At 76.0% G+C, this 25,063-nt stretch carries 13 protein-coding genes; 9 read left to right on the top strand and 4 right to left on the bottom strand.

Annotated elements, in window-relative coordinates:
* Positions 1-3 precede the first annotated feature (3 nt).
* The 6 genes from NMK34_RS22465 to glyA are packed head-to-tail and all read left to right on the top strand — an operon-like array spanning position 4 to position 16,273.
* The gene (locus tag NMK34_RS22465; RefSeq protein ID WP_318335081.1) at positions 4-6,594 is read left to right on the top strand and encodes a non-ribosomal peptide synthetase; all 6,591 of its coding nucleotides are present in this window, start codon (positions 4-6) and stop codon (positions 6,592-6,594) included.
* Complete coding sequence (locus tag NMK34_RS22460; protein ID WP_318335080.1) at positions 6,591-11,942, top strand: non-ribosomal peptide synthetase; 5,352 nt, start codon at positions 6,591-6,593, stop codon at positions 11,940-11,942. Before NMK34_RS22465 ends, NMK34_RS22460 begins: the two co-directional genes overlap by 4 nt.
* Positions 11,939-13,084 (top strand): saccharopine dehydrogenase NADP-binding domain-containing protein, encoded by a 1,146-nt coding sequence (locus NMK34_RS22455; RefSeq protein ID WP_318335079.1) that lies wholly within the window; start codon positions 11,939-11,941, stop codon positions 13,082-13,084. The genes NMK34_RS22460 and NMK34_RS22455 overlap by 4 nt, the downstream gene beginning before the upstream one ends.
* Positions 13,081-14,172 carry a Gfo/Idh/MocA family oxidoreductase gene (locus NMK34_RS22450; RefSeq protein WP_318335078.1) on the top strand — a complete coding sequence of 364 codons (1,092 nt, stop codon included), beginning with the start codon at positions 13,081-13,083 and terminating at the stop codon, positions 14,170-14,172. The genes NMK34_RS22455 and NMK34_RS22450 overlap by 4 nt, the downstream gene beginning before the upstream one ends.
* Entirely contained in the window at positions 14,169-14,924 is a 756-nt protein-coding gene (locus tag NMK34_RS22445; protein ID WP_318335077.1) for a thioesterase II family protein, read from the top strand. Before NMK34_RS22450 ends, NMK34_RS22445 begins: the two co-directional genes overlap by 4 nt.
* Complete coding sequence (gene glyA, locus NMK34_RS22440) at positions 14,882-16,273, top strand: serine hydroxymethyltransferase (protein WP_318335076.1); 1,392 nt, start codon at positions 14,882-14,884, stop codon at positions 16,271-16,273. Before NMK34_RS22445 ends, glyA begins: the two co-directional genes overlap by 43 nt.
* On the opposite strand, the gene NMK34_RS22435 is transcribed toward glyA, so the two are convergent.
* Positions 16,258-17,508: a cytochrome P450 gene (locus NMK34_RS22435; RefSeq protein ID WP_318335075.1), complete on the bottom strand. Its 1,251-nt coding sequence runs from the start codon at positions 17,506-17,508 to the stop codon at positions 16,258-16,260. The genes glyA and NMK34_RS22435 overlap by 16 nt on opposite strands.
* 97 nt (positions 17,509-17,605) lie before the next feature.
* Here NMK34_RS22435 and NMK34_RS22430 point away from each other — a divergent pair, with 97 nt between their 5' ends.
* The 3 genes from NMK34_RS22430 (at position 17,606) to NMK34_RS22420 (ending at position 21,172) form a co-directional block, all read left to right on the top strand.
* Complete coding sequence (locus NMK34_RS22430) at positions 17,606-18,784, top strand: glycosyltransferase (RefSeq protein ID WP_318335074.1); 1,179 nt, start codon at positions 17,606-17,608, stop codon at positions 18,782-18,784.
* Between the two features lie 64 nt (positions 18,785-18,848).
* Positions 18,849-19,739 carry an NAD-dependent epimerase/dehydratase family protein gene (locus NMK34_RS22425; RefSeq protein WP_318335073.1) on the top strand — a complete coding sequence of 297 codons (891 nt, stop codon included), beginning with the start codon at positions 18,849-18,851 and terminating at the stop codon, positions 19,737-19,739.
* A gap of 14 nt (positions 19,740-19,753) precedes the next feature.
* Positions 19,754-21,172 carry an aldehyde dehydrogenase family protein gene (locus NMK34_RS22420; RefSeq protein WP_318335072.1) on the top strand — a complete coding sequence of 473 codons (1,419 nt, stop codon included), beginning with the start codon at positions 19,754-19,756 and terminating at the stop codon, positions 21,170-21,172.
* A gap of 42 nt (positions 21,173-21,214) precedes the next feature.
* Here NMK34_RS22420 and NMK34_RS22415 read toward each other — a convergent pair whose 3' ends face one another.
* From NMK34_RS22415 to NMK34_RS22405, 3 genes are read right to left on the bottom strand one after another with little or no spacing between them, the layout of a single operon-like run.
* Entirely contained in the window at positions 21,215-22,270 is a 1,056-nt protein-coding gene (locus tag NMK34_RS22415) for a hypothetical protein (RefSeq protein ID WP_135239698.1), read from the bottom strand.
* Between the two features lie 39 nt (positions 22,271-22,309).
* Entirely contained in the window at positions 22,310-23,275 is a 966-nt protein-coding gene (locus tag NMK34_RS22410; RefSeq protein WP_318335071.1) for an FAD-dependent oxidoreductase, read from the bottom strand.
* The gene (locus NMK34_RS22405) at positions 23,272-24,942 is read right to left on the bottom strand and encodes an AMP-binding protein (protein ID WP_318335070.1); all 1,671 of its coding nucleotides are present in this window, start codon (positions 24,940-24,942) and stop codon (positions 23,272-23,274) included. Before NMK34_RS22405 ends, NMK34_RS22410 begins: the two co-directional genes overlap by 4 nt.
* Between the last annotated feature and the right edge of the window lie 121 nt (positions 24,943-25,063).

The following is a 25,063-nucleotide window of genomic DNA, read 5'->3' as shown; positions in this document are numbered from 1 at the left end:
CAAATGGATACGCAGCACGAGCTGACGCTCGACCGGGTCCGCGCCGACATCGGCGCCGCGGTCGGCGACACCGACGCGCTCGACGCCTCGGACGGCGACCTCATCGCCTGCGGCCTCGACTCGCTGAAGGTGATGCGGCTGGCCAGCCGGTGGCGGGCGGCCGGAGTGGACGTCAAGTACGCCGAACTCATGGAACGGCCGACGCTCGCGGGCTGGATGGACCTGCTCACCGCACGCCAGGCGCCCGCACCCGCCACCGCCGCTCCCACCGCCGCTCCCACCGCCGCTCCCGCCGCCGCGGCGGACGACCCCGGAGAGCCGTTCGACCTCGCCCCGATGCAGTACGCCTACTGGGTCGGCCGGCACGAACAGCTCGTGCTGGGCGGCGTCGCCACCCACTTCTACGCCGAGTTCGACGGCGCCGCGATCGACACCGCCCGGCTCGACGCGGCCACCCGGGCGCTCATCGCCCGCCACGACATGCTGCGCGTGACGATCCTCGACGACGGCCGGCAGCGGGTCGCCGACTCCTCGCCGTGGTCCGGCGCCACCGTCCACGACCTGCGCGACCTCGACGGACCGGCGGTCACCGCGCGGCTGGCGGAGATCCGCGACCGCCTCTCGCACCGGCGCTTCGACATCGCCCGGGGCGAGGTCTTCGACCTGGCCGTCTCGGTCCTGCCCGGCGGCGCCAGCCGGCTGCACCTCAACATCGACATGATCGTCGCGGACGCGCTGAGCTTCCGGATCATCCTCAACGACCTGGCCGAGCTGTACGCCGATCCGGACGCCGCGCTGCCGCCGATCCGCTACAGCTACCGCCGGTACCTCGCCGAGCGCCGCGCCGCACCGGCCCGGGGACGGGAGGCGGCCGTCGCGTACTGGCGCGAACGCCTGCCGGAGATGCCGGCCGCGCCGCAGGTGCCGCTGGCGACCGCGCCCGAGCGCCTGGCGGTCCACCGGGTGGTCCGGCGCTTCCACCGTCTCGACGCGGCCTGGCGCGAACGCCTCGACGGGCGGGCCCGGGCGCACGGCGTCACGTCGTCGATGGTGTTCGCCGCCGCCTTCACCGAGGTGCTGTCCGCGTGGAGCGCCGAGCCCGACTTCCTGCTCAACGTCCCGCTGTTCGACCGGGATCCGCTGCACCCGGACGTGGCGCACCTGGTCGGCGACTTCACCAACCTGCTGATCGTGGCCGTGCACACCGGGGAGGGCACCTTCCTCGACGCCTGCCGCCGGCTGCAGGACCGCGTCCGCGCCGACGCCCTGCACAGCGACTTCTCCGGCCTGGAGGTGCTGCGCGCGCTCTCCGCCGAACGCGGCGCGCAGGCGCTCGCGCCGGTGGTGTTCACCAGCGCGCTCGGCCTCGGCGAGCTGTTCAGCCGCAAGGTACGCGACTGCTTCGGCGACGCCGGCTGGAACATCTCCCAGGCCCCGCAGGTCTGGCTGGACCACCAGGTCACCGAGGACGACGGCGGGCTGCTGCTCAACTGGGACGCCGTCGACGGCCTGATCCCCGCCGACGTGCTCGACGACATGTTCGCCGCGTACCTGTGGCTGCTCGACCTGATCGTCACCGACCCGCGGGCCTGGACCGAGCCGGTGCCGAGCCTGCTGCCGGAGGCCGCCGCCCGCCGCCGGGCGGCGCTGAACGACACCGCCGGCCCGCAACGCCGGACCACGCTCACCGAGGGGTTCCTGGCGCAGGCCGACGCCGAGCCGGACCGGATCGCGCTCGTCGCCGCGGGGGCCGTCGTGCGCTACGGCGAACTCGCCGAGCGGGCCCGGCGGATCGCCGGCCGGCTCGTCGCCGCCGGACTGGACCAGGGCGACACGGTCGCGGTGACCCTGCCCAAGGGGCCGGCGCAGATCGAGGCGGTGCTCGGCGTGCTGTGCGCCGGCGGCGTCTTCGCGCCGGTCGGCGCCGACCTGCCGCCGGTGCGCCGCGCCGCGATCCACCGGGCCGCCGGGGTGCGGATCGTGCTCACCGACACGGCCACCCGGGACCAGCCGATCTGGAGCCACGGCCTGCCGGTGCTCGCCGTCGAGGAGGCCGCCGACGCGCCACCGCTCGCCGAACTCCGGCCGGCCGGGCCCGACGACCTGGCGTACGTCATCCACACGTCCGGCTCGACGGGCGGCCCGAAGTGCGTGGAGATGACGCACCGGGCGGCGATGAACACCATCGAGGACATCGGCGACAGGTGGGGCATCGGCCCGGACGACCGGGGACTCGCGCTGTCCGCGCTCGACCACGACTGGTCGGTGTACGACATCTTCGCGTTCCTCACCGCCGGCGCCGCGCTGGTCTGCGTCGACGACACCGCCCGCCGCGACGCCGAGCACTGGCTCGACCTGGTCCGCCGCCACCGCGTCACGGTGTGGACGTCGGTACCGGCGCTGCTGGACATGCTGCTCGTGGCGGCCGAGGGCGAAGCGGCGGAGCAGGCCGGCGACCTGCCGTTGCGGCTGGCCCTCGTCGGCGGCGACTGGGTGGGGCTCGACCTGTACGACCGGCTCACCGCGCGGGCGCCCGGCGCCCGCCTGGTCGCGCTCGGCGGTGCCACCGAGGTCGGCATCCACTCCACCTGGCACGAGGTGACCGAGGTGCCGGCGCACTGGCGGTCGGTGCCGTACGGCGCCCCGCTGCGCAACCAGCTCACCCGCGTGGCCGACGGGCTCGGCCGGGACCGGCCCGACCTCGTGCCCGGCGAACTGTGGCTCGGCGGCGTCGGCGTCGGGCCGGGCTACCGGGGCGACCCGGAACGCACCGCCGCGCGGTTCGTCGAGCGGGACGGGCAGCGCTGGTACCGCACCGGTGACCTGGCCCGCTTCCACCCCGACGGGCGCCTGGAGTTCCTCGGCCGCCTCGACGGCCAGGTGAAGATCCTGGGACACCGGCTCGACCTCGGCGACGTGGAGGCGGCGCTGCGCGAGCACCCGGGCGTGGCCCGCGCGGTCGCGCTGACCGTACCCGGCGGGGCCGGGCCGCGACTGGTCGCCGCGGTGACCCCGGCGGCCGGCGGGCCCGTCAACGCGCAGACGCTGCGGGCGTACGCCGGGGAGCGGCTGCCGCCGTACATGGTGCCGTACCGCGTCGACGTGCTGGACACGCTACCGCTCACCGCCAACGCGAAGATCGACCGGACCGCGCTCGCCGCCCGGTTCAGCGACGACGCCCGGCCCGCACCCGAGGCGGCGGGCCGGCTGACCGGTCCGGCCGAACTCGCCGTCGCGGCCGTCTGGGCCGACCTGCTCGGCCGGCCTGCCGTCGGCCCCGACGACAGCTTCTTCGCCCTCGGCGGCAACAGCCTGCTCGCCACCCGCCTGGTCACCGCCGTGCGGGCGGCCGGATTCCCGGGCGCGCGCCTGTCCACGCTGTTCGCCGCGCCGACGCTCCGGGCGTTCGTGGACCGGCTCGGCGAGGCGTCCGCGCCGGTCGCCCCGGCCGCGCCCGCCACTGCCGTGCCGGTCGAGGCCCACCCCGAGCGACGGTACGAGCCGTTCGACGCCACCGAGGTCCAGCGCGCCTACTGGCTGGGCCGGCGTCCCGAGTTCACCCTCGGCGGCGTCGGCTCGCACTGGTACTGGGAGTTCGAGGGCGAGCAGGTCGACCTGGAGCGGTTCGAGGAGGCGTTCAACCGGGTCGTCGCCCGGCACGACATGCTGCGCGCCGTCTTCGACGACGACGCCCGGCAGCGGGTGCTGCCCGAGGTGCCGCGCTACCGGATCACGGTCACCGACGCCGGCGGTGACGCGTACCCGATCGCGGTCGAGCGGATGCGCGACGACCTCGCCCACCTGGTGCACGACCCGGCCGCCTGGCCGATGTTCGCGGTCCGCGCGGTCCGCTCGGCGGACCGCACCCGCATCGGCCTCAGCCTCGACTTCCTGGTCCTCGACGCGCTCAGCATCATGATCGTGCTGGCCGACCTGGCCGAGCTGTACGCCGACCCGGCGGCCGCCCTGCCCGAACTGGGGATCACCTTCCGCGACTGCGTGGTGGCCGGGGATCCCGACCCGCAGCGCCGCGAGGCCGCCCGGCGCTACTGGACGCAACGGCTGCCGCACCTGCCGCCCGGCCCGCGGCTCCCGCTGGCCCGCGATCCCCGCCAGGTCGACCGGCCCCGCTTCACCCGGCGGGAGGGACGCCTGAACGACCAGGCCTGGTCGCGCCTGGTCGCGCGGGCCGCCGAGCACGGCGTGACCCCGTCCACTGTGGTCGCCGCCGCGTTCGCGGCCGTCCTCGGGCGGTGGAGCGCCACGCCGGACTTCACGCTGAACCTCACGCTGTTCGACCGGCCCGCCACCCACCCCGACATCCCCCGCATCGTCGGTGACTTCACCTCGCTGCTGCTGGTCGCGAACACGCCCGAACCGGGAGAGACCTTCGCCGCCGCCGTCCGCCGCCTCCAGGGCCGCGTCTGGGCCGACATCGAGCACAGCTCCTTCTCCGGCATCGCGGTCCTGCAGGAACTGGCCCGGCACACCGGCTCGGCGGAGGTCGCCATGCCTGTGGTGTTCACCAGCACCATCGGCGTCAGCGCCGCCACCGATCGCCCGTTCGGCCTGACCACCCCGTTCGGCCGGTACGTCACCGGCCTGTCCCAGACCCCGCAGGTGTGGCTCGACCACCAGGTCACCGAGCACGAGGGCGGGCTGCTGTTCAACTGGGACGCGGTCGAGGAGCTGTTCGCGCCGGGCGTGCTCGACGCGATGTTCGACGCGTACCGCGCGTTGCTGCGCCACCTCGCCACCGCCGGCTGGGACCGGCCCGCGCCGGTGCCGCTGCCGGCCGGGCAGGCGCAGGTGCGGGCCCGGGTCAACGACACCGGCGCCCCCGTCACCGACCGGCTGCTGCACGCCGGGTTCGCCGCCGTCGCCCGCGACGACCCCGGCCGTACCGCACTGGCCTGGGGCGACGGGGAGACGCTCAGCTACGGCGAACTCGCCCGGCGGGCCCGCCGCGTCGCCGGCGCGCTCGTCGCCACCGGCGTGCGGCCCGGCGACAACGTGGCCGTGTCGCTGCCCCGGGGACCGGACCAGGTCGCCGCGGTGCTCGGCGTCCTGCACGCCGGCGCCGCGTACGTCCCGGTCGCCGCCGACCAGCCCGAGCTGCGCCGGGAGCGGATCCACCGGGGCGCCGGGATCCGGGTCGCGCTCACCGGGTCGGCGGTGCCCGACGGCGTGACCGCGCTGCCGATGGCGCGGGCGCTGGCCGCCGCCGAACTCGCCGAACCGGTCACCGTCACGCCCGACCAGCCCGCGTACGTCATCTTCACCTCCGGCTCCACCGGCGAGCCCAAGGGGGTGGTGACCGCGCACGGCGCCGCCTGGAACACGGTCGACGACATCAGCACGCGCTTCGGTGTCGGCCCCGGCGACCGGGTGCTGGCGGTCAGCGCCCTCGACTTCGACCTGTCCGTCTACGACCTGTTCGGCGTCCTCGCGGCCGGCGGGACCGTGGTGCTCACCGCCGAGGAGGAGCGCGCCGACCCGGCCGCCTGGCTGCGCCTGGCCGACACCCACCGGGTCACCGTCTGGAACTCGGCACCGGCGCTGCTGGACATGCTGCTCACCATGGCGGGCGACCGGCCGCCGCTGCCGCTGCGCCTGGCCCTCGTCTCCGGCGACTGGGTCGGGCTGGACCTGCGGCGGCGGCTCGACGCGGTGACCGCCGGCTGCCGGCTGATCGCCCTCGGCGGCGCCACCGAGGCGGCCATCTGGTCCAACGCGTTCGAGGTGACCGAGGTGCCCCCGGAGTGGACGTCGGTCCCGTACGGCTTCCCGCTGCGCGGCCAGCGCTACCGGGTCGCCGACCCGGCCGGCGCGGACCGGCCCGACTGGGTTCCGGGTGAGCTGTGGATCGGCGGGGCGGGCGTCGCGCTCGGCTACCACGGCGACGAACGCCGCACCGCCCAGCGGTTCGTCCGCCACGACGGCGGCCGCTGGTATCGCACCGGTGACCTGGGCCGCTACTGGCCGGACGGCACGCTGGAGTTCCTCGGCCGCGCCGACCACCAGGTGAAGATCCGCGGCCATCGGGTCGAACTGGGCGAGGTCGAGGCGGCCCTGGAGAGCCACCCGGCGGTGACCCGGGCGGTGGCCGTCGCTCCCGGGGGACGGCAGCGCCGGCTGCTCGCGGCGGTGGTCGCACCCGGCGGCGTCGATCCCGGCGACCTGCGCGCGCACCTGGCCCGTCGGCTGCCCGAGCACATGGTGCCGACCCGCGTCGAACACCTCGACGAGCTGCCGCTGACCGCCAACGGCAAGGTCGACCGGGCACGCGTCGAGGCGATCGTCGACCGGCCCGACCACACCGGCGGGGAACGGATCAGCGACCCGGTCGAGGAGGCGGTGGCGCAACTCTGGGCCGACCTGCTCGGTCAGCCCGTCACCGGCCGCCGGGAGAGCTTCTTCGCGCTCGGCGGCAACAGCCTGCTCGCCACCCGGCTGGTGGCCGCGTCCCGGGCCCGGTTCGGGGTCGAGCTGTCGCTGCGTCAACTGCTCACCGCGCCGACGGTCGCCGAGCAGGCCGCCCTCGTCGCCGCCCAGTCCACCGTGGAACTCGCCGTCGAGGAGGGTGTGCTGTGACCGCAGCGCTGCGTGCCGACGCCGCCGCGATCCTGGCCGAGCTGGAGGCCGCCGGCGTCCGGCTGTGGGCCGAGGACGCCCGGCTGCGTTTCCGCGCGCCGCAGGGCGTGCTGACCGAGGAACGGCGGGCCCGGCTGCTCGCCGCCAAACCCGAACTGCTCGCGTACCTCGCCGAGGCCGAGTCGGGACGCATCGAGCCCGAACCGGCGGCCCGCCACGAGCCGTTCCCGCTCACCGACATCCAGGCCGCGTACCTGATGGGCCGGCGCACCGTGTTCGCGTACGGCGGGGTCGGCTGTCACGCCTACGGCGAGGTGCGGCTGCGCGACCTGGACCCGGAGCGGGTACGCGACGCCTGGCAGGCGCTGGTGGACCGGCACGACATGCTGCGGGCGGTGATCGACGCGAACGGCTCGCAGCGCGTCCTGGCCGAGGTGCCGCCGGTCCGGGTCGCCGCCACCGACCTGCGCGGGCGTCCCGCCGAGGAAGTCGAGGCGCACGTCGCGGCCGTGCGGGCCGCCATGGACCACCGGGTCTACGAACCGCACGAGTGGCCGCTGTTCGACCTGGCGGTGACCCGCGCCGACGACGGCGCGCTGCTGCACGTCTCGATCGACTTCCTGATCGCCGACTTCGTCAGCATCCAGCTGCTGCTCACCGAGTTCCAGGAGCACTACACCGATCCGGACCTGGTCCGGCCGCCGCTCGACGTCACGTTCCGCGACTACCTGGCCGCCGAGCGGCGGCTGCGCGGCACCCGCCGCTACGAGCGGGACCAGGCGTACTGGTTCGACCGGATCGACACCCTGCCGGCCGCGCCGGACCTGCCGGTCCTCGGCGACCCGTCCGCCGGCGACCCGGTCCGGTTCCGGCGCCACGAGCTGCGTCTCGGCGGCGCCGGGTACGCCGCGCTGCGCGAGGCCGCCGCCGCGCACGGGCTCAGCCCGACCGCGGCGGTCCTCACCGCGTACGCCGAGGTGATCGGCAGGTGGAGCCGGCGGCGGCGGTTCGTGCTGAACCTGACGATGCTCAACCGGCTGCCGCTGCACCCGCAGGTGGACCGGCTGGTCGGCGACTTCACCTCCGCCGTGCTGCTGGAGGTCGACGGCGCCGAGGGGACCACGCTCGCCGAACGCGGTGGCGCCCTGCAACGCCGGCTCTGGCAGGACCTCGACCACCGGCTGGTCGGCGGCGTCACCGTGCTGCGGGAGCTGGCCCGCCGCCGGGGCGCCGACGCCGCGCTCATGCCCGTGGTGTTCACCAGCGCGCTCGGTCTCGGCGACACCACCGCGCCCGGGCCGGAGGCGGGGGAGACCGGCTACGGCATCAGTCAGACCCCGCAGGTGTGGATCGACTGCCAGGCGCTGGAACGCGGCGACGGCCTCGAACTGCACTGGGACGTCCGGCAGGGGGTGTTCCCGGACGGTGTCGCGGAGGACATGTTCGCCGCGTTCGGCGACCTGGTACGACGGCTGGCCGGCGACGCGCCGCCCTGGTCGCATCCGTCCCCGGTGGACCTGCCGGAACGGCAGCGCCGCCGCCGCGACGAGGTCAACGACACCGCGGCGCCGCTGTCCGGGCGGCTTCTGCACAGCGGCGTGGTCGAGCAGTGCCGGCGCACCCCGGACCGCCCGGCGGTGCTGTCCGGGGAGCGCACGCTCACGTACGGCGAGCTGCTCGGCCGGGCCGCCGCGGTGGCGGCGGGGCTGCGCGAGCGTGGCTGCGCGCCCGGCGACATCGTCGCCATCGTCATGCACACCGGCTGGGAGCAGCCGGTCGCGGCGCTCGGCGCGCTGCTGGCCGGCGGCGTCTACCTGCCGATCGACACCCGCAGCCCGCGGGCGCGCCGCGACGCGCTGCTGGCCGGAGCCGGCGCGCGGCACGTGCTGGCCACCGCCGCCACCGCCGACGGTCTCGACGCCCCGATCCTGGTCGAGCGGCTGGACCCGGTGGAGCCCGACGAGCGGCTGCTGACGCCCGCCGCCGGCCCGGCGGACCTGGCCTACGTCATCTACACCTCCGGCTCGACCGGCACGCCCAAGGGCGTGATGATCGACCACCGCGGCGCGGTAAACACCGTCGAGGACGTCAACGCCCGCTTCGGCGTCGGGCCGGACGACCGGGTGCTGGCCCTGGCCAGCCTCGCCTTCGACCTGTCCGTGTACGACCTGTTCGGCCCGCTGGCCGTCGGCGGCGCGCTTGTGCTGCCCGACCACGACCGGCGCGCCGACCCGTCGCACTGGGTCGACACGATGCTGCTGCACTGCGTCACGCTGTGGAACTCCGTCCCGGCGCAGATGCAGATGCTCGCCGACTACCTGACCGTGGAGGCCGGCGTCGACCTGCCGTCGCTGCGGCTGGCACTGCTCAGCGGCGACTGGATCCCGGTCACCCTGCCGGACCAGATCCGCGGTCGGCTGCCCGGGCTGCGGCTGGTCAGTCTCGGTGGCGCGACGGAGGCGTCGATCTGGTCGATCCACCACCCGATCGAGGCGGTCCCGCCGCACTGGCGCAGCATCCCGTACGGCACGCCGCTGACCAACCAGACGTTCCACGTGCTCGACGAGGCCGGACGTGACTGCCCGGACTGGACGGTGGGGGAGCTGTACATCGGCGGCGTGGGCGTCGCGGCCGGCTACCTCGGCGACCCGGAGCAGACCGCCCGCCGGTTCAGCGTGCACGAGCCCGGCGGCGAGCGCCGGTACCGCACCGGCGACCTCGGCCGCTACCGGCCCGACGGCGTCATCGAGTTCCTCGGCCGGGAGGACGACCAGGTCAAGATCCGCGGCCACCGGATCGAACTGGCCGAGGTCGAGGCGGCGATGCAGTCGCACCCGGCGGTCGGTGCCGCCGTCGCGTTCGTGGAGGGCGAGCCGCCGCTGGACCGGCGTCTCGCCGCCGTGGTCGAGACCGCACACCGGGAGCCGGACCGGGAGGCCGCCGTCCGCGACACCGCCCGGCTCCTCGACGGCGCCCGGCGCCGGCTCGCCGAGGTACGCCGGGAGATGGACGCCGACGCGGCAGTCGCGTTCGCCCGCGAACTGGACCGCACCGCGCTGCTGGCGATGGTGACCACGCTGCGCGGAGCCGGCCTGTTCCGTACCGCCGGGTCGGCGCACACGCTGCCGGAGGTGCTCGACGCCGCCCGCGTCGCCCCGAAGCACCACCGGCTGGTCCGGCGCTGGGTCAAGGGCCTGATCGCGGGCGGCATGATGCGCCGCGACGGCGACCGGCTCACCGGCGTACCACCGATCACCGCCGACGACGTCGCGGCGGCCTGGGCGCGGGTCGACGAACTGCTGCCCGGCGGCGGGCACCGGCCCGAACTCGTCGAGTACTTCCGCGCGGCCACCACCCGGCTCCCCGAGCTGCTGCGCGACGACGCCGACCCGATCCAGTTGCTGTTCCCCGAGGGGCGGCTGGACATCCAGGAGTCGGCCTACCAGGGCAACTTCCTCAGCGACACGGTCAACCGGCTGGTCGTCGAGGCGATGTGCACGCTCGCCGCCGACTTCCCGGCCGGGCGGCCGATGCAGGTGCTGGAGGTGGGCGCCGGGGTGGGCGGCACCAGCATCGACCTGATCCCGGCGCTCGCCGCGCACCCGGTGCGCTACCTGTTCACCGACGTCTCCACCTTCTTCCTCAACGCCGCGCAGGAACGCTTCGCCGCGTACCCCTGGGTCGGCTACGGCATCTACGACCTGAACGCCGACTACCGGGCGCAGGGCCTGGAGTCCAACGCGTTCGACGTGATCCTCTGCGCCAACGTGCTGCACTACGCCCGCCACGCCGGCCGGGCGCTGGCACGGTTCAGGGAGATGCTGCGCCCCGGCGGCTGGCTGGTCTTCATCGAGACGACCCGGGACAACTACCAGATCCTCACCTCGATGGAGTTCCTGTTCGACGCCACCGCCGGCGACTTCGAGGACGTACGGGCCGGACAGGACGAGACGTTCATCTCCCGGCCGCAGTGGCAGGCGCTGCTCACCGAGGCCGGTGCCTCCACAGTGGTGTGCCTGTCCGACGAGGACGAGGCCCTGGACCGGATCGGCATGCACGTGTTCGCGGTGCGGTTCAAAGCCGACCGGGTGCCGGTCACCCCGGCCGAGATCACCGCGCACCTGGGCGAGCGGCTGCCCGGCTACATGGTGCCGGGCACGATCGGGGTGGTCGACGCGCTGCCGCTGACCGGCAACGGCAAGGTCGACCGGGCCGCCCTGCCGGCGCTGCTGCGGGCACCGGAGCTGGGCGGAGCCGCGCCGGTGTCGGCGGAGCCGTCCGGCGAGGTCGAGATCGCGCTGGCGAAGGCGTGGGCGGAGGTGCTGGGCGTGCCCACCGTCGGCCGCGACCACACCATCTTCCAGCTCGGCGGCGACTCGCTGCTGGCGGCGCAGCTCGTCGCCCGGATCCGCGAGTCGGTGCCGGCGGCCGCCGACGCCTTCTTCGACCAGATGCTGCGCGACCTGCTGGAGGGGTGCACGCTCGCCGAACTCGCGGCCGGTCTCGGTGCCGGTTCCGCCACCGAATCCCGGTCCGGGGACGAGGCCGGGCCGGACGGGCCGGTGACACTGGTCGGCCTCGACGGTCCGGGGCCGGACGTGCTCGTGCACGACGGCACCGGCGGGCTCCCCCCGGTCGCCGGTGACCTCGCCGCCGCCGGGTCCGGCCTGGTGGTGGCCGCGCCGCAGACGTACCTCGGCCTGGACCCGGCGGTGCTCGTCGACTGGCACGCCTCCGCCTGCGCCGACGTGCTGGCCGGGACCACGCCGCTCGCGCTGGCCGGGCGGGACTTCGGTGCCCTGCTCGCGGTCGAGGTGGCCCGGCGCCGGCTGGAGCAGGGCGGCGAGATCAGCCGGCTGGTCGCCGTCGTCACCGAGCCGTTCACCCCGGACCTGCGCGACGACCTGCTCGTCGAGTACGCCTTCGCCAGGGCCCTCGGCGTGGCACCGCCGGACGTCGGGCTGCCCGCCGAGGCGGACCTGGCACGTGCCGTCGAGACGGCCGGTGGCGGCGTGCTGCCGCCGGGACGGCTCACCTATCCGCCGGCCGGGCAGGAGGCGCCCGGCGTGACCGACGTGCTGCTGCGGCAGGCAGAACGCCCGGCCGGCGAGCGGCTCGCCGCTATCGCCGCGCTGGCCGGTCTGACCGGGGCCGAGACCGAGCGGCGGTACGAGATGTTCCGGCACAGCCTCGACGCGGCGGCCCGGCACCGCGCCGAGCCGTACGCCGGGGACGTCACGCTGGTGCTCGCGTTCGACAGTGGGCTCTGGCCGGCGGCGGCGGAGGCGATCCCGGCCCGCTGGCGCGACCAGTGCCTCGGCGCGGTCGACGTGCGGTGGTCGCGGTGACCGCCGGCCCGGTCGCCGTGGTCGGCGGGTACGGCGCGGTGGGCAGCGCCGCCGTCGCCCGGCTGCACCGCGACGGCGTGGGGCCGCTGCGCGTCGGCGGCCGGAACCCCGACCGGGCCGCGGCGCTGGTCCGTGACCGGCTCGGCGGCGCCGGGGAGGCGGTCGCTGTCGACGTGTACGACAGGGACTCGCTGGCCCGCTTCTGCGCCGGCTGCCGGCTCGTCGTCTGCGCGGGCGGCGCGTCGCACCAGGTGCTCGACCGGGTGGCGGTGGCCGCTCTGGCCGCCGGCGCGGACTACGTGGACGCCGGCGGGGACGAGCCGTTGTACGACCGCCTCGCCGGGCGCGATCTCGCCGCGCAGGGCCGGGTCGCGCTCGTCACCGCCGGGATGATGCCGGGACTCAGCGGGCTGCTGCCCCGCTGGCTGGCGGCGCGGGGCGTGACCCGGCCCCGGCGCCTGGTCGCCCACCTCGGCGTGATGGACCGGCTCACCCCGGCCGGCGCGGTCGACTACCTGCTCAGCCTGCACGACCGCGAGCGGGAGTCGCGCGCCGTGTGGATCGGCGGCCGGCCGGTCGCCCGCGCCGCCGAACCACAGGTGGACGCGCTGGTGCCGTTCTTCCCCAACCCGGTCGGCGTGCACCCGTACCTCGGCTACGAGGCGCGCCGGCTCGGCGCCGGACTCGGCCTGGACGAGGTCCGCTGGAACTCCGTCTTCGACGGCGGCGCCGCGATGATGGCCACCCTGGGCCGCCTCCAGGGGGCGATGGCCGGGCAGAGCGACCTCACCCGGGCCGCCGCCGAACTGGCCCGCGCCGCCGACCTGGACATGTTCTCGCGCCGGCCGTACCAGTTGATGCTGCTGGAACTGTCCGGGGCGGACGCCGCGGGCGACCCGGTCACCCGGACCGTGCTGGCCCGCTCGACCGACACGTCCGCCCTCACCGGCACGGTCCTGGCGCTGGCCGCGCGGCAGGTGCTGGACGGTCTGGTGAAACCGGGGACGCACTTCGCGGCCGAGGGCCTGCACCCGGAGCGGCTGGTCGAGGCGCTGCTGCGCACCGGCGCGCTCACCGCGTTCGAGACGTTCGACGTGCCCGCCGCCGAGGCGGCGTCGGCGGTCGAGGAGGGCGCTCTGTGACCCGGCCCCGGGTGGTCGTCGCCGGCACCGGGTTCGGCCGGGTCTACCTGGCCGGCGTCGCCGACCCGGCGTTCCCGTTCGAGCTGGCCGGCGTGCTCGCCCGGGGCAGCGAGCGGTCCCGGGCCTGCGCCGAGCGCTACGGCGTGCCGCTCTGGACCCGGGTGGCGGACCTGCCCGGCGACGTGGACGTGGCCTGCGTGGTGGTCGGTTCCGCGCCCACCGGCGGGCCCGGCGCCCGGCTCGCGGTCGAGCTGATGCGCCGGGGCGTGCACGTCCTCCAGGAGCACCCGGTGCACCCGGGGGAGCTGGCGGAGTGCCTGCGCCAGGCCCGCGCCGCCGGGGTGCGGTACCGGCTCAACAGCCACCACGTCCACGTGGCCGCGGTACGCCGCTTCATCGCCGCGGTACGCGACCTCGCGGCCCGGCAGGAACTGCTGTTCGTCGACGCGGCCACCAGCGTCCAGGTGCTCTACACGCTGTTCGACGTGCTCGGCGAGGCGCTGCCCCGGCTGCGTCCGTGGACGTTCGCCCCGCCGGTCACGCCGCCCGGCGTACCGCCGGCCGAGGCGCCGTTCCACAGCCTCGCCGGTGTGCTCGGCGGTGTGCCGGCCACGCTGCGGGTGCAGCACCACCTCGACCCGCGCGAGCCGGACAACCACGCCCACCTGTGGCACCGGATCACCGTCGGCGCCGAGGGCGGGACGCTGACGCTGGTCAGCAGCAACGGGCCGGTGCTGTGGTGCCCCCGGCCGCACCTGCCGCCGACGGACGGGCTGGCCGGGTTCGACGAGCTGGCCGACGCGCACCTGAGCTACGGCGTCGCGGAGCCGGTCGGTCCGGCGACCGCGCCGACGTTCGCGGAGGTCTTCACACGACAGTGGCCGGCGGCGGTCCAGACCGCCCTGACGGGATTGTGGGACGCGGTGACCGACGGCGAGGATCCGATGACCAGAGGCCAGTACCATCTCACGCTCGGCCGGCTCACCCAGGACGTGCTCGATCTGCTCGGGCCGATGCACCTGGTCCGGCGGGACACCCCCACGGTGCTGTCCGCGCGGCACCTGTCCGCGGGACCGGAGGCGGCATGACCCCGCTGACCCGCTGCCTCCAGCGGTACGCCGCGCCCGCCGCGCCGGCCACGCGGCTCGTCTGCTTCCCGCACGCCGGTGGCGGGGCGAGCGGCTTCCGGCAGTGGGCCGGGCACCTGCCCGGCGGGGTGGAACTGCTGGCCGTGCAGTACCCGGGCCGGGAGGAGCGCATCGCCGAACCGCCCGCGACCGACCTGTGCCGCCTCGCCGCCGAGGTGTCGCACGCGCTCGCCGGTCTCGACCCGGCGCCCACCGTCCTGTTCGGGCACAGCCTCGGCGCGGCTGTCGCGTTCGAGACCGCCCGCCGCCTGCCGTCGCCGGTGCTGCTCGTCGTGTCCGGCCGGCAGGCGCCGGTGGACCCGGGCCGCTCGGTGCACCTGATGAGCGGCGACGAGCTGTGGCAGGACGTGGCCCGCTCCGGCGGCACCCGGCAGGAGGTGCTCGACAGCGACGAGTTGCGGGCGCTGCTGCTGCCGGTGCTGCGGGCCGACTACCGGCTCAGCGAGACCTACCGGCCGGCGCCGCTGCCGCTGCTGGCCTGCCCGGTGCTGGCCTGCTCCGGCGACCGCGACCCGGAGGTCGACCCGGCCGCCCTGGACGGCTGGCGGTCGGTGACCACCGGGGCGTTCACCGCCCGGCTGTTCCCCGGCGACCACTTCTACCTGGTGCCGCAGCGGGGCGCGCTGATCGCCGAGGTGCTGCGTACCGCGTGGTCACTGCCGGCCGCCGCGGCCTGGCCGTCGACGCCGTGACCAGCGAGGCGCTCACCGGCGCGCCGGACACCGGCACGACCGACCGGATCGCGGCGCTGTCCGCCGTCGCCGCCGCCGGGGGCGAGGGGCTCGCCCGGCTCGCAGCCGCCGACCCGGCGCTCGTGGCACTCGCCCACCGGCAGCGGGAGCGGCGGTGCCGGCAGCTCAACCTGGTCGCGGCGGCCAGCCCGACGCTGCCGGCCGTGCTGGCCGCCGGTGCGCTGGGCTTCGGCGCCGTCACCGCCGAGGGATACCCGGGTCAGCGCTACCACTCCGGCGCCGAGACCGTCGACGCGGTGGAACGGCTCGCCCGGGCCCGCGCCGAGCTGCTGTTCGGCGCCGCGCACGCGAACGTGCAGCCGGCGTCCGGCTCGGCGGCGAACCTGGCCGTGCTCTACGGGCTGCTCGGGCCGGACGACACCGTGCTGTCGCTGGAGCTGAGCCACGGCGGGCACCTGTCGCACGTCTCCGGCGCGGCGAGCGTCTCCCGCCGGGTGCGGGCCCGGCACTACCGGGTCGGCCCGGACGGGCTGGTGGACACCGACGCGGTGGCCGCGCTGGTCCGCGAGGTCCGGCCCCGGCTGCTCATCTGCGGCGGCTCGGCCTGCCCCCGGGCGGTCGACTTCGCCGCGTTCCGCCGCGCCGCCGACGAGACCGGCGCGCTGCTGATGGCCGACGTCAGCCACGTCAGCGGCCTGGTCGCCACCGGGCTGCACCCGTCGCCGTTCGACCACTGCGACGTGGTGACCACGTCCACGTACAAGCAGTTGCGCGGCCCCCGGGGCGGGCTGGCCCTGCTCGGCGCCCGGTCCCGGATCCGCGCCGCCGACCTGGACCGGGCGGTGTTCCCCGGCTTCCAGGGCACGCCCGACTTCGGTGCCATCGCCGGCAAGGCGGTCGCGCTGCGCCACGCGGCCCGGCCGGCGTTCGCCGCCGCGATGGGCCGGGTGGTGCGCTACGCCGGGCAGCTCGCCGACGCCCTCACCGGGCGGGGCGTACCGGTGCTCACCGGTGGCACCGACACCCACATGGTGCTCGTCGACCTGCGGCACGCCCCGGTGTCCGGCCGGTACGTCTGCGACGTGCTGGAGGCGCACGGTGTGCTCGCCAACCGCAATCCGGTGCCGGACGACCCGCGACCGGTCGGGCAGACGAGCGGGCTGCGGTTCGGCACCAACGACCTGGCGTTCCGGGACGTCGGCGACGACCTGGTGACGACTGTCGTGGCGGCCGTCGCCGGTGCCGTGGCGGAGCTGGCCGAGACCGGCGACCAGGCGCGCTGCCCGTCCCTGGCCGTGCTGCCGGGCCTGGTCGCCGAGGTCGCGTCGCGCGGCTACCGGGAGGAGTGAGGCGCCCGGTCGACGCGCAGCGGCAGCGCGGTCAGCGCCCGCAGGCTGAAGCTCGGCACCGCCCGGCGCGGCGCACCGGCGAGCGCCAGTCCGGGCCGGGCGCGCAGCAGCGCGGTGAGCGTCGCTGCGGTCTCCAGCCGCGCCAGGTAGCCGCCCACGCAGGCGTGCGCGCCCCGCCCGAAGCCGAGGTTGCGGTTCGCGCCGGGCCGGTCCACGTCGAGCCGGTCCGGGTCGGGGAAAGCCCGCTCGTCCCGGTTGGCGGAGCCGACGAGCAGCATCACCGGCTGCCCGGCCGGGATCGTGACGTCACCGACCCGGTGCTCCCCGGTGGTGACCCGGGTCGCGGTCTGCACCGGGCTGTCGTAGCGCAGCAGCTCGTCCACCGCGCCCGCCATCAGCGCCGGGTCGGCGCGGAGCCGGTCGAGCTGCTCCGGGTGCCGCAGCAGCGCCAGCATCCCGTTGCCGATCAGGCTCACCGTGTTGTGGTGCCCGACGATGAGCAGGAAGACGCCGTTCACCAGCAGCTCGGCGAGCGTCATCGTCCGCTCGGCGCGCTGCGCGGCCAGCCACCTGCTCATCAGGTCGCCGGTCGGCTCGCGCCGGCGGCGGGTCAGCAGCCGGCCGAAGTAGTCGCCTGCCTCCCGCGTCGCCTCGGCCGCCGCGTCCCGCTGCGCGTCGCTGAGCAGCGCGTCCGGGTCGGAGGCGGCGCCGAACGCGCGGGACCACCGCTCCAGCAGCGGCCAGTCCGCCCGGGGCAGCCCGAACAGGCGTCCGATCACCGCGATCGGTACCGGGTACGCGACGTCGGCGACGAGGTCGATCTCGCCCCGGTCCGGCAGCGCGCCCACCACCTCGGCGACGGCCGCGTCGATCGCCGGGCGCATGGCGTCCACCGCCTGCGGCACGAACTCGTGGCTCATCGCCGAGCGGATGCGCGGATGGTCCGGCGCGTCGAGCGCATTGAGCGGCAGCGGGAACCGGGCGTCGATGCCCCGGGTACGGAAGTACTCGTCGTACGCGGTGAGCTGGCCCAGGTCGCAGCTCAGTCGCGGGTCGCGCAGCCCGGCGCGGACGTCGTCGTACCGGGACACCAGCCAGATGCCCGCGTTGGTGCGTACCGCCGGCGCCTCGTCGCGCAGCCGGCGCAGGAACGGGTACGGGTCGTCGGCGTACGCGGCGCCGGTGACGGTGGCGAGGAAATCCGCCGCGATTCCGGGCGGGGAGGAGGTGGTCATCGGTGGCCTCCGTCGACTGTGGTGCCTGCGGATCGGCTGGGCGAGAATACCGGGGGCCAGGGCTCCGTCACCCATTATCCGGAGGTGGATGGCCCTCATGAAAGTCGTGGTGACCTGCCAGCCCGCGGTCGGGCACTTCCATGCGATCGCCTCGCTCGCGCTCGCCGCCCGCAGCGCCGGGCACGACGTCACGGTGGTCACCGGATGGGGCCTCGGCCCCTGGGTGACCCGGGCCGGGCTGGACGTGGTGGAAGTGGGCCCGGCGTGGCTGGCCGACGGGCCGAGGACGTCGGCGTTCGACGACGAGCGCCGGCGGCTGCGGCTGATGGCCATGGCCACCGCCGCGCTCATCCCCGGCATCGTCGAGGTGCTCCGGGACACCCGCGCCGACGTGCTGCTGCACGAGTCGCTGGAGTGGGCCGGGCCGCTCGCCGCCGACGCGGTGGGCGTGCCCTACGCGGCGCTCGGCCAGCTCCCGCGCCTGCCCCGGGCGGTCACGGCGCAGACGATGGGCGCGGGCTGGAGCCAGGCCCGCACCCGCCTCGGACTGCCCGCCGACCCGGGCATGGCGCGGCTCTACCCGTACCTCTACCTCGACGCGTACCTGCCGAGCATGCAGCCGCTGTCCGACGACCCGCTGCTGTGGTTCGGCGGACGGGCCGAGGACGAGGTGGTGCACCCGATCATGCCGCCGCTGTACCAGGTGGACGGCCCGGTGCCGGACTGGCTCACCGCCCCGGCCACCCGGCCGCTGATCTACATGACCATGGGCACGGCGTTCAACCAGACGCCGCACCTGTTCCGCGCCGCCGCGCGGGGCCTGCGCGACGAGGACGTCGACGTGGTCATGACGCTCGGCTCCGGCGTCGACCTCACCGCCACCGGCATCGACGCGCCGAACGTACGGCTGGCCACGTACATCCCGCAGGACGAGGTGCTGCGCCGCACCGCAGTGGTGCTGCACCACGCCGGCTACCTGACCACAGTCGGCGCGCTGCGGCACGGCCTGCCGATGGTGGTCGTCCCGGTCGCCGTCGACCAGCCGTACCACGCCCACCGGCTCAGCGCGGCCGGGGTGGCGATCCGCCTCGACGAGGCAGCGGCCACGCCGGAACGCATCCGCGACGCGGTGCGCGCCACCCTGGACGACGACCTCTACCGGCGCAACGCCGCCCGGCTCCAGGCGGAGATGGCCGGGATGCCCGGCGTGGAACGGGGCATCGAGCTGCTGGAGCGGTTGGCCGAGGAGCGCCGGCCGCTGCGCGCGGCCGCATAGGACGGATCCCGGCCGCGTACGCCCGCACCTGTTCGCGCGGCCACCTCGCAGAGAGGCGACAGCCATGCGCGTACCCCTGGAGACCGTCGACGCCGAGCCGGCGCCGCTCGGCCGGATCCTGCTCACCGGCGCGACCGGCCGGGTCGGCGCCCGGCTGCTGCCCCACCTCAAGCGGCTCGGCGGCGAGGCGCGCCTGCTGGTGTGGGGCCCCGGCCCCGGCCCGGGGCCGGGCGGCGGCCGGCTCGTCACCGGCGACCTGCGCGACCCGGCGGTGTGCCGCAGCGCGGTCGAGGGGGTCGACGCGGTGGTGCACATCGCGTCCGCGTTCGTCGGCCTGGACGGGCCGGGCGCCGAGGAGGTGAACCGGACCGCGACCGCGGCGCTGGCCCGCGCCGCGCTCGACGCCGGGGTGCGCCGGTTCGTGCAGATGAGCAGCTACCTCGTCTACGCGCCCGCCGGCGACCGGCCGGTACGCGAGGACGACCCGCTGCTGGAGTCGCCGGAGTCGTCGTTCCCGGCCGCGAAGCTCGGCGCGGAGGCGGCGCTGCGCCAGTTCACCGGCGGGGAGCTGGAGGTGTGCGTGCTGCGTGTCGCGTTCACCTACGGCGAGGGCGACCCGCATCTCGCCGACGCGCTGAGCTGGGCCGCGCACCGGCCGGACGACGAGCGGCTGCACCTGGTGCACCACGCCGACGTGCGGGCCGGCATCTTCGCCGCGCTGCGCAGCCCGGCCGCGGCCGGGCACACGTACAACCTGGCCGACGACGAGCCGGCCCCGGCGGCGTTGCTGCGCCCACTGGCCGATGAGTTCACCGCGCGCGGCGCCGGATCCGGCGACGCGGAGGAGGGCGGCCCGCTGGGCTGCGTCGTGGACACCACCGCCGCCCGCCGGGATCTGGGCTTCCGGCCCGCCTACCCATCGATCGAGGACGCCCGCCGCGCGGGCCGCATGTGACGGAGGACGCCACCATGACCGCGACCGCTGAGCACGCCCCGGCGATGACGATCGGCGGCGTGGCCGAGGAGGCGGCCGCCGTCCTCCCGGTCGACAACCCGGCGACCGGCGCGCCGCTGGGCGCCGCCCCGGTCTGCTCCGGCCGGCAGCTCGACCGGGCGATGGACGCGGCGCTCGCCGCCGCCGGCGGCTGGGCCGCCGACGACGAGGCCCGGCGTGCCGCGCTGCTCGCCGCCGCGAAGGAGGTGTCGCGGGCCGCGTCCCGCCTCGGCGCGCTGGTCACCGCCGAGCAGGGCAAACCGGCGGCGATGGCGATCGCCGAGGCGTACGGCGCGGCCGGCGCGCTGCGCTACCACGCCGGGCTCGACCTCGGTGCCGAGCTGCTGCGCGACGACCGGCGCGGGCACGTCGAGCTGGCCCGCCGCCCGCTGGGCGTGGTCGCCGCGATCACCCCGTGGAACTTCCCGGTCGCGATCGCCGCGGCCAAGCTGGCCCCGGCGCTGCGGGCCGGCAACACGGTCGTGCTCAAGCCCTCGCCGTACGCGCCGCTGGCCGTGCTGGAACTGGGGCGGCTGCTGGCGCCGTTGTTCCCGCCCGGCGTGGTGAACGTCGTGTCCGGCGGGGACGACCTCGGCGCGGCGATGGTCGCGCATCCGGTGCCGGCGCACGTGTCGTTCACCGGGTCGGTGGCCGCCGGGCGCCGGGTCGCCGCCTCCGCCGGCGCCGGGCTCAAGCGGGTCACCCTCGAACTCGGCGGCAACGACCCGGCGATCCTGCTCGACGACGCCGACCCGGACGCGATCGCCGAGAAGCTGTTCTGGGAGGCGTTCGCCAACAGCGGGCAGGCGTGCATGCTGGTGAAACGGCTGTACGTACCGGCGTCGCGGCACGGTCGCGTGGTCGACGCGCTGGCCGACCGGGCCCGGGCCACCCGGGTCGGCGACGGCGCGGTGAAGGGCACCGAGCTGGGGCCGCTGACCACCGGGGCGCAGCTGCGCCGGGTCACCGCGCTGGTCGAGGCGGCCACCGCCGGGGGAGCGCGGGTCGCGGCCGGCGGCGCGCCGCTGCCCGGCCCGGGACGGTTCTACGCCCCCACCGTGCTCGCCGGCGCCACCGACGACCTGGCGGTCGTGACGCAGGAGCAGTTCGGGCCGGTGCTGCCCGTGGTGCCGTACACCGATCTCGACGACGCGGTCCGGGCCGCGAACGCCGGCCCGTACGGGCTGGGCGCCTCGGTGTGGTCGGCGGACCCGCAGCGCGCCTGGGACGTCGCCGCGCGGCTGGACGCGGGCACGGTGTGGGTCAACTCGCACGCCGAACTGGCCCCGGACCAGCCGTACGGCGGCCTGAAGTGCAGCGGGCTGGGCGTGGAGGGCGGTGTGGCCGGGCTGCACGGCTACACCGGCGCGCAGGTGCGTCACCGTCCCCGGTGAGCCGCCGTCCGGGCGCCCTGTCCGGGGCGCCCGGAGCGCGGGTCAGGTCAGGCCGCTGTAGAACAACGCGCCGATGACGGCCCGTTCCGCCTGCGGCAGGCGGGCGTGCGGCACCGCCCGGCCGGTCAGCGCCAGCCCTTCGCGCGGCTGGTAGATGAAGTCCAGCCCGCCGTCGGGGAAGTTGCCCGCCTCCCGCACCCACCGGTCCAGCCAGGCCGGGTCGTGGCCGGTCTCGTCGAGGTACGAGCGCATCGGCCCCGGGTCGCCGGCGATGGTGAACAGCAGCGACACCTCACACGTCGGCTGGTCGGTGTGCACGCCCAGGTAGTCGCCCTTCTCGTAGCGCAGGTACGTGCACCGGGTCGGGTGCATGGGCCGGCCCATCCGGGCGCTGATCTCGGCGACCAGCGCCGGATCCTCGTGGATCTTGATGAGTGTCGGCCCTGCGCCCAGGTACGCGTTCATCGACCGGCTCACCAGCGCGTCGTGCTCGACGTCCCAGCCCGGCTGCGGCCCGCCCGCGAACGACTCGCCGCGCGGGGCGGCCAGCAGCACCTCGACGTCCTTCATGCACTCCCGCGCGGTGGCAGCCGAGATCAGGTCCGGCATGTGCCAGTAGTACCCGGACGGGTCCAGCATGGACAGGTAGTCGCTGCGCCGGCCGCTGGACTCGCGCAGCAGCGCCGCGTACTCCTCGTCCACCTCGTGGTCGGTGGGCCGCCGCACCACCCGCGACTTCACCGCCCGGATGATCAGCGGGCCCTGCGGGAACATCTGGTCGTACGTCGCGTCGACCAGCGGGCCACCGCCGGCCAGCGGTGACACGTCGGCCGGCGGCACCCCGGCCGACACGGCCAGGCGCTCGTACAGCCGGATCGAGGCCGGCGGCTCGTCGCGCAGTCCGAGGTGGTGACGCAGCCGCCAGCGCCGCCACTCCAGCTCCACCTCGTTGATCCGGTGCCGGGGCCACCGGTACGAGCCGCCGGGCGCGTACAGCGCGTCCCGGATGTGCTGCACGTCGATCGCGCGGACCCGGTCCGCGGCGGTGCGGAACAGGGCCGACGCGTCGGCGCCGGACGCCCAGGTGGCAGTGGACATGGTGTCCCTCCGGTCAGGCCGGCGCCCGGCGGCGCCGGCTCACTCGTCAGGCCGGTCGGTGGTCCCGCCGCCCTGCGCCAGCGCGGCGGCGTCGCGGGCGCATCCCCACGAGAGCATGACGCCGTTCCCCGCGTGGCCGTAGTTGTGCACGACGAGCGCGTCCCCCCGGCGCTCGGCCTCCACCCGCGGGGCCGGGCGGCCGGGCCGCAGCCCGACGGAGTGCGCGAGCACCTCGGCGCCGGCCAGGGCCGGCTCGATCGCGGCGCACCGCGCGACGATGTCCCGCTCCTCGGCCGGGTCGGGCGTGGTGTCGTCGCTGCGCCGCTGCGCGCCGCCGAGCACCACGTGGTCGCTGTGCGGGAAGATGGACGCCCAGGTGGGCGTCATCGGCGCCTCCAGGAAGAACCGCTCGATCCCCGGGTTGCGCACCACGATCTTCGGGCCGCGCACCGGGTACAGCTCGTCGTCGCCGGTCAGCGCCCGCGCGGCCAGCCCGGTGCAGTTGACCACCACCGGCGCCACAGCCGCCGCCTCGTCGAGCGAGGCCACCGGCTCGGTGCGCAGCTCGCCGCCGGCGTCCAGGAAACGCTGCTGGAGGTACGCGAGGTAGACGGGCATGTCGACGAGCGGCAGCCGGACGGTGAACGCGGTGCCGAAGCCGGCTGGGCGCTCGTGCTCGTCCAGCGGCCGGAACCCCGGGGTCTGCTCCACGAACGGCGGGGTGGCACCGGCGGGCCGGGCGGCGAGTACGCCCTCGCGCAGCGTCACGCCCGGCATCGGCTCGTCGCGCAGCACCCGCAGCGTCTCGTCGGTCCAGGCGCGCTGCGGGTCGTCCGGCGGTGACAGGTTCGGGCCGACCAGCGCCGAGGCCTGTATCGAGGTCGTCCGCGCGGGCGGTTCCGCGGTACGGATCAGCACCCGCGCGCCTCCCTCGGCCAGCCGGATGCCGGTGCTGAGACCGGTGACACCGGAACCGAGGACGACGACGTCCGGACGTGCGGTCATGAAGGATCCTCCGAGTGTGCGGCGGCTGTGGTCAGCTGTCCTGTCAGGAAGATTCTCCACAGCTCACGCCGCTTCGGCTTGCCACTCGTGGTTCGCGGGATGGTGCCGACGCCGGTCCGGACGAACACCAGGTCGGCACCCTCGGTCACCCGGCCGACGAGCCCCTGCGCCGCCTCCAGCCGCAGCGGGTCGGCCTGTTCGACCACGACCACCGCGGTCGGCCGGTCCCCGCGCATGCCCAGCAGGACGGTCTGCCGGTGCCGCGGCAGCCCGGCCGACTCCAGCGCCGCCTCCACGTCCTCGGCCAGCAGCGTACGGCCGCGCACCTTCACGCTGTCGCCGATGCGGCCCAGCACGAACAGCTGGCCGTCGTGCAGGAAACCGGCGTCGCCGGTGACCAGCGGTCCGTTCCGGCGTCCGGTGTCGGCGTCCGGCGGCTCGTTGTGGTAGCCGTCGGTGAGGCAGGGACCGTCCACCACGATCTCGCCGACGTGGTCCTCCGGCAGTTCCCGGCCGTCCCGGTCCACGATCGTGACCCGGATCCCGTTCAGCGGGCGGCCGGATCCGACGAGCGCGCCGCCTGCCTCCGGCGCCAGCGGCACCGGCCCGTCGAGTACCACCCGCCGCGGGTCCAGCGGCACCGACGTCCACAGCTCGTCCAGCGGCAGACCGGTGACGGCGAGTGTCGCCTCGGCCAGCCCGTACGCGGGCAGGATGGCGCGCGGGTCCAGCCCGTACGGGGCCAGCAGCCGCACGAAGCGCTCCACCGCGCCGGTGCCGACCCGCTCGGCGCCGACGATGACCGCCCGCCAGGCGGAGAAGTCCATGCCCTCCAGGTCCTGCGGGCGCACCTTGCGCGCGACGTGTTCCAGCCCGAACGTCGGCATCGCGGTGAGCCGTGCGCCGTGGACGCCGAAGCAGCGCAGGTAGCGCAGCGGGGACCGGACGAACTGCTCGGGGGAGAGCAGCCACAGGTCGCTCTGCCGCACCACCGGCGTGATGAGGCAGCCGATCAGCCCCATGTCGTGGTGCATCGGCAGCCACGACGCGGTCGGATCCTCCGGCCGCATCCGCAGCCACCGCGCGATAGCGGCCACGTTGGCCTCCAGCGCCGGCACCGGCACCCGGACCCCGCGCGGCGCCCGGGTCGAGCCGGAGGTGAACTGGAGCATCGCCAGCTCGGCCGCGGCCCAGCCCGGCCACGGGCCCGGGTCGGCGGTGGCGATCACGTCGTCGTCGACCCGCACCGGCACCGGCGGCGGCACCAGCCCGGCCAGCTGCCCGGCCAGCGCGGCGGACGTCACCACCATCCGCGGGGCGGCCCGGCCGACCAGGTGGGCCAGCGCCCGCGCGTACCCGGTCAGGTCCTGGCCGAACGCGGGCGGCGCGGTCGGCACCGGCACCGCGCCGGCGACCATCGCACCGAAGTAGAGCTGGATGAACCGGGGCCCGGTGGGCTCCACGATCACCACCGTGTCGCCGTCGGCGGTCCCGGCCGAGCGCAGCCCGGCGGCGACCCGGCGGGCGCCCTCGGCGAGCCGCTCGTAACTCCACTCGTCCCACCCGTCGCCGGGCCCGGCGAAGCGGACCGCCGCGTCCGGGCGCGGCCGGTGCACCCAGTCGGTCAGCGGCGAGCCTGCCGCCGCGGCGCGATCCTGTCCGTCCATCGGGGACCTCCTGGGCACGGGTGGGCGGAGCGTAACGCGGTGCCACGCGACGGCGGCAGGCCCGCGCGAGCCGGCCGGCGGGCACGCTTGCGGTGCCGGCCGGCCCGGCGCGAGCATGCGC

Source organism: Micromonospora sp. BRA006-A (genome assembly GCF_033433935.1).
GTDB classification, from domain to species: Bacteria; Actinomycetota; Actinomycetes; order Mycobacteriales; family Micromonosporaceae; genus Micromonospora; species Micromonospora aurantiaca.
The sequence above is the reverse complement of the archived record's forward strand: the minus strand, read 5'-3'. Positions and strand labels throughout refer to the sequence as shown.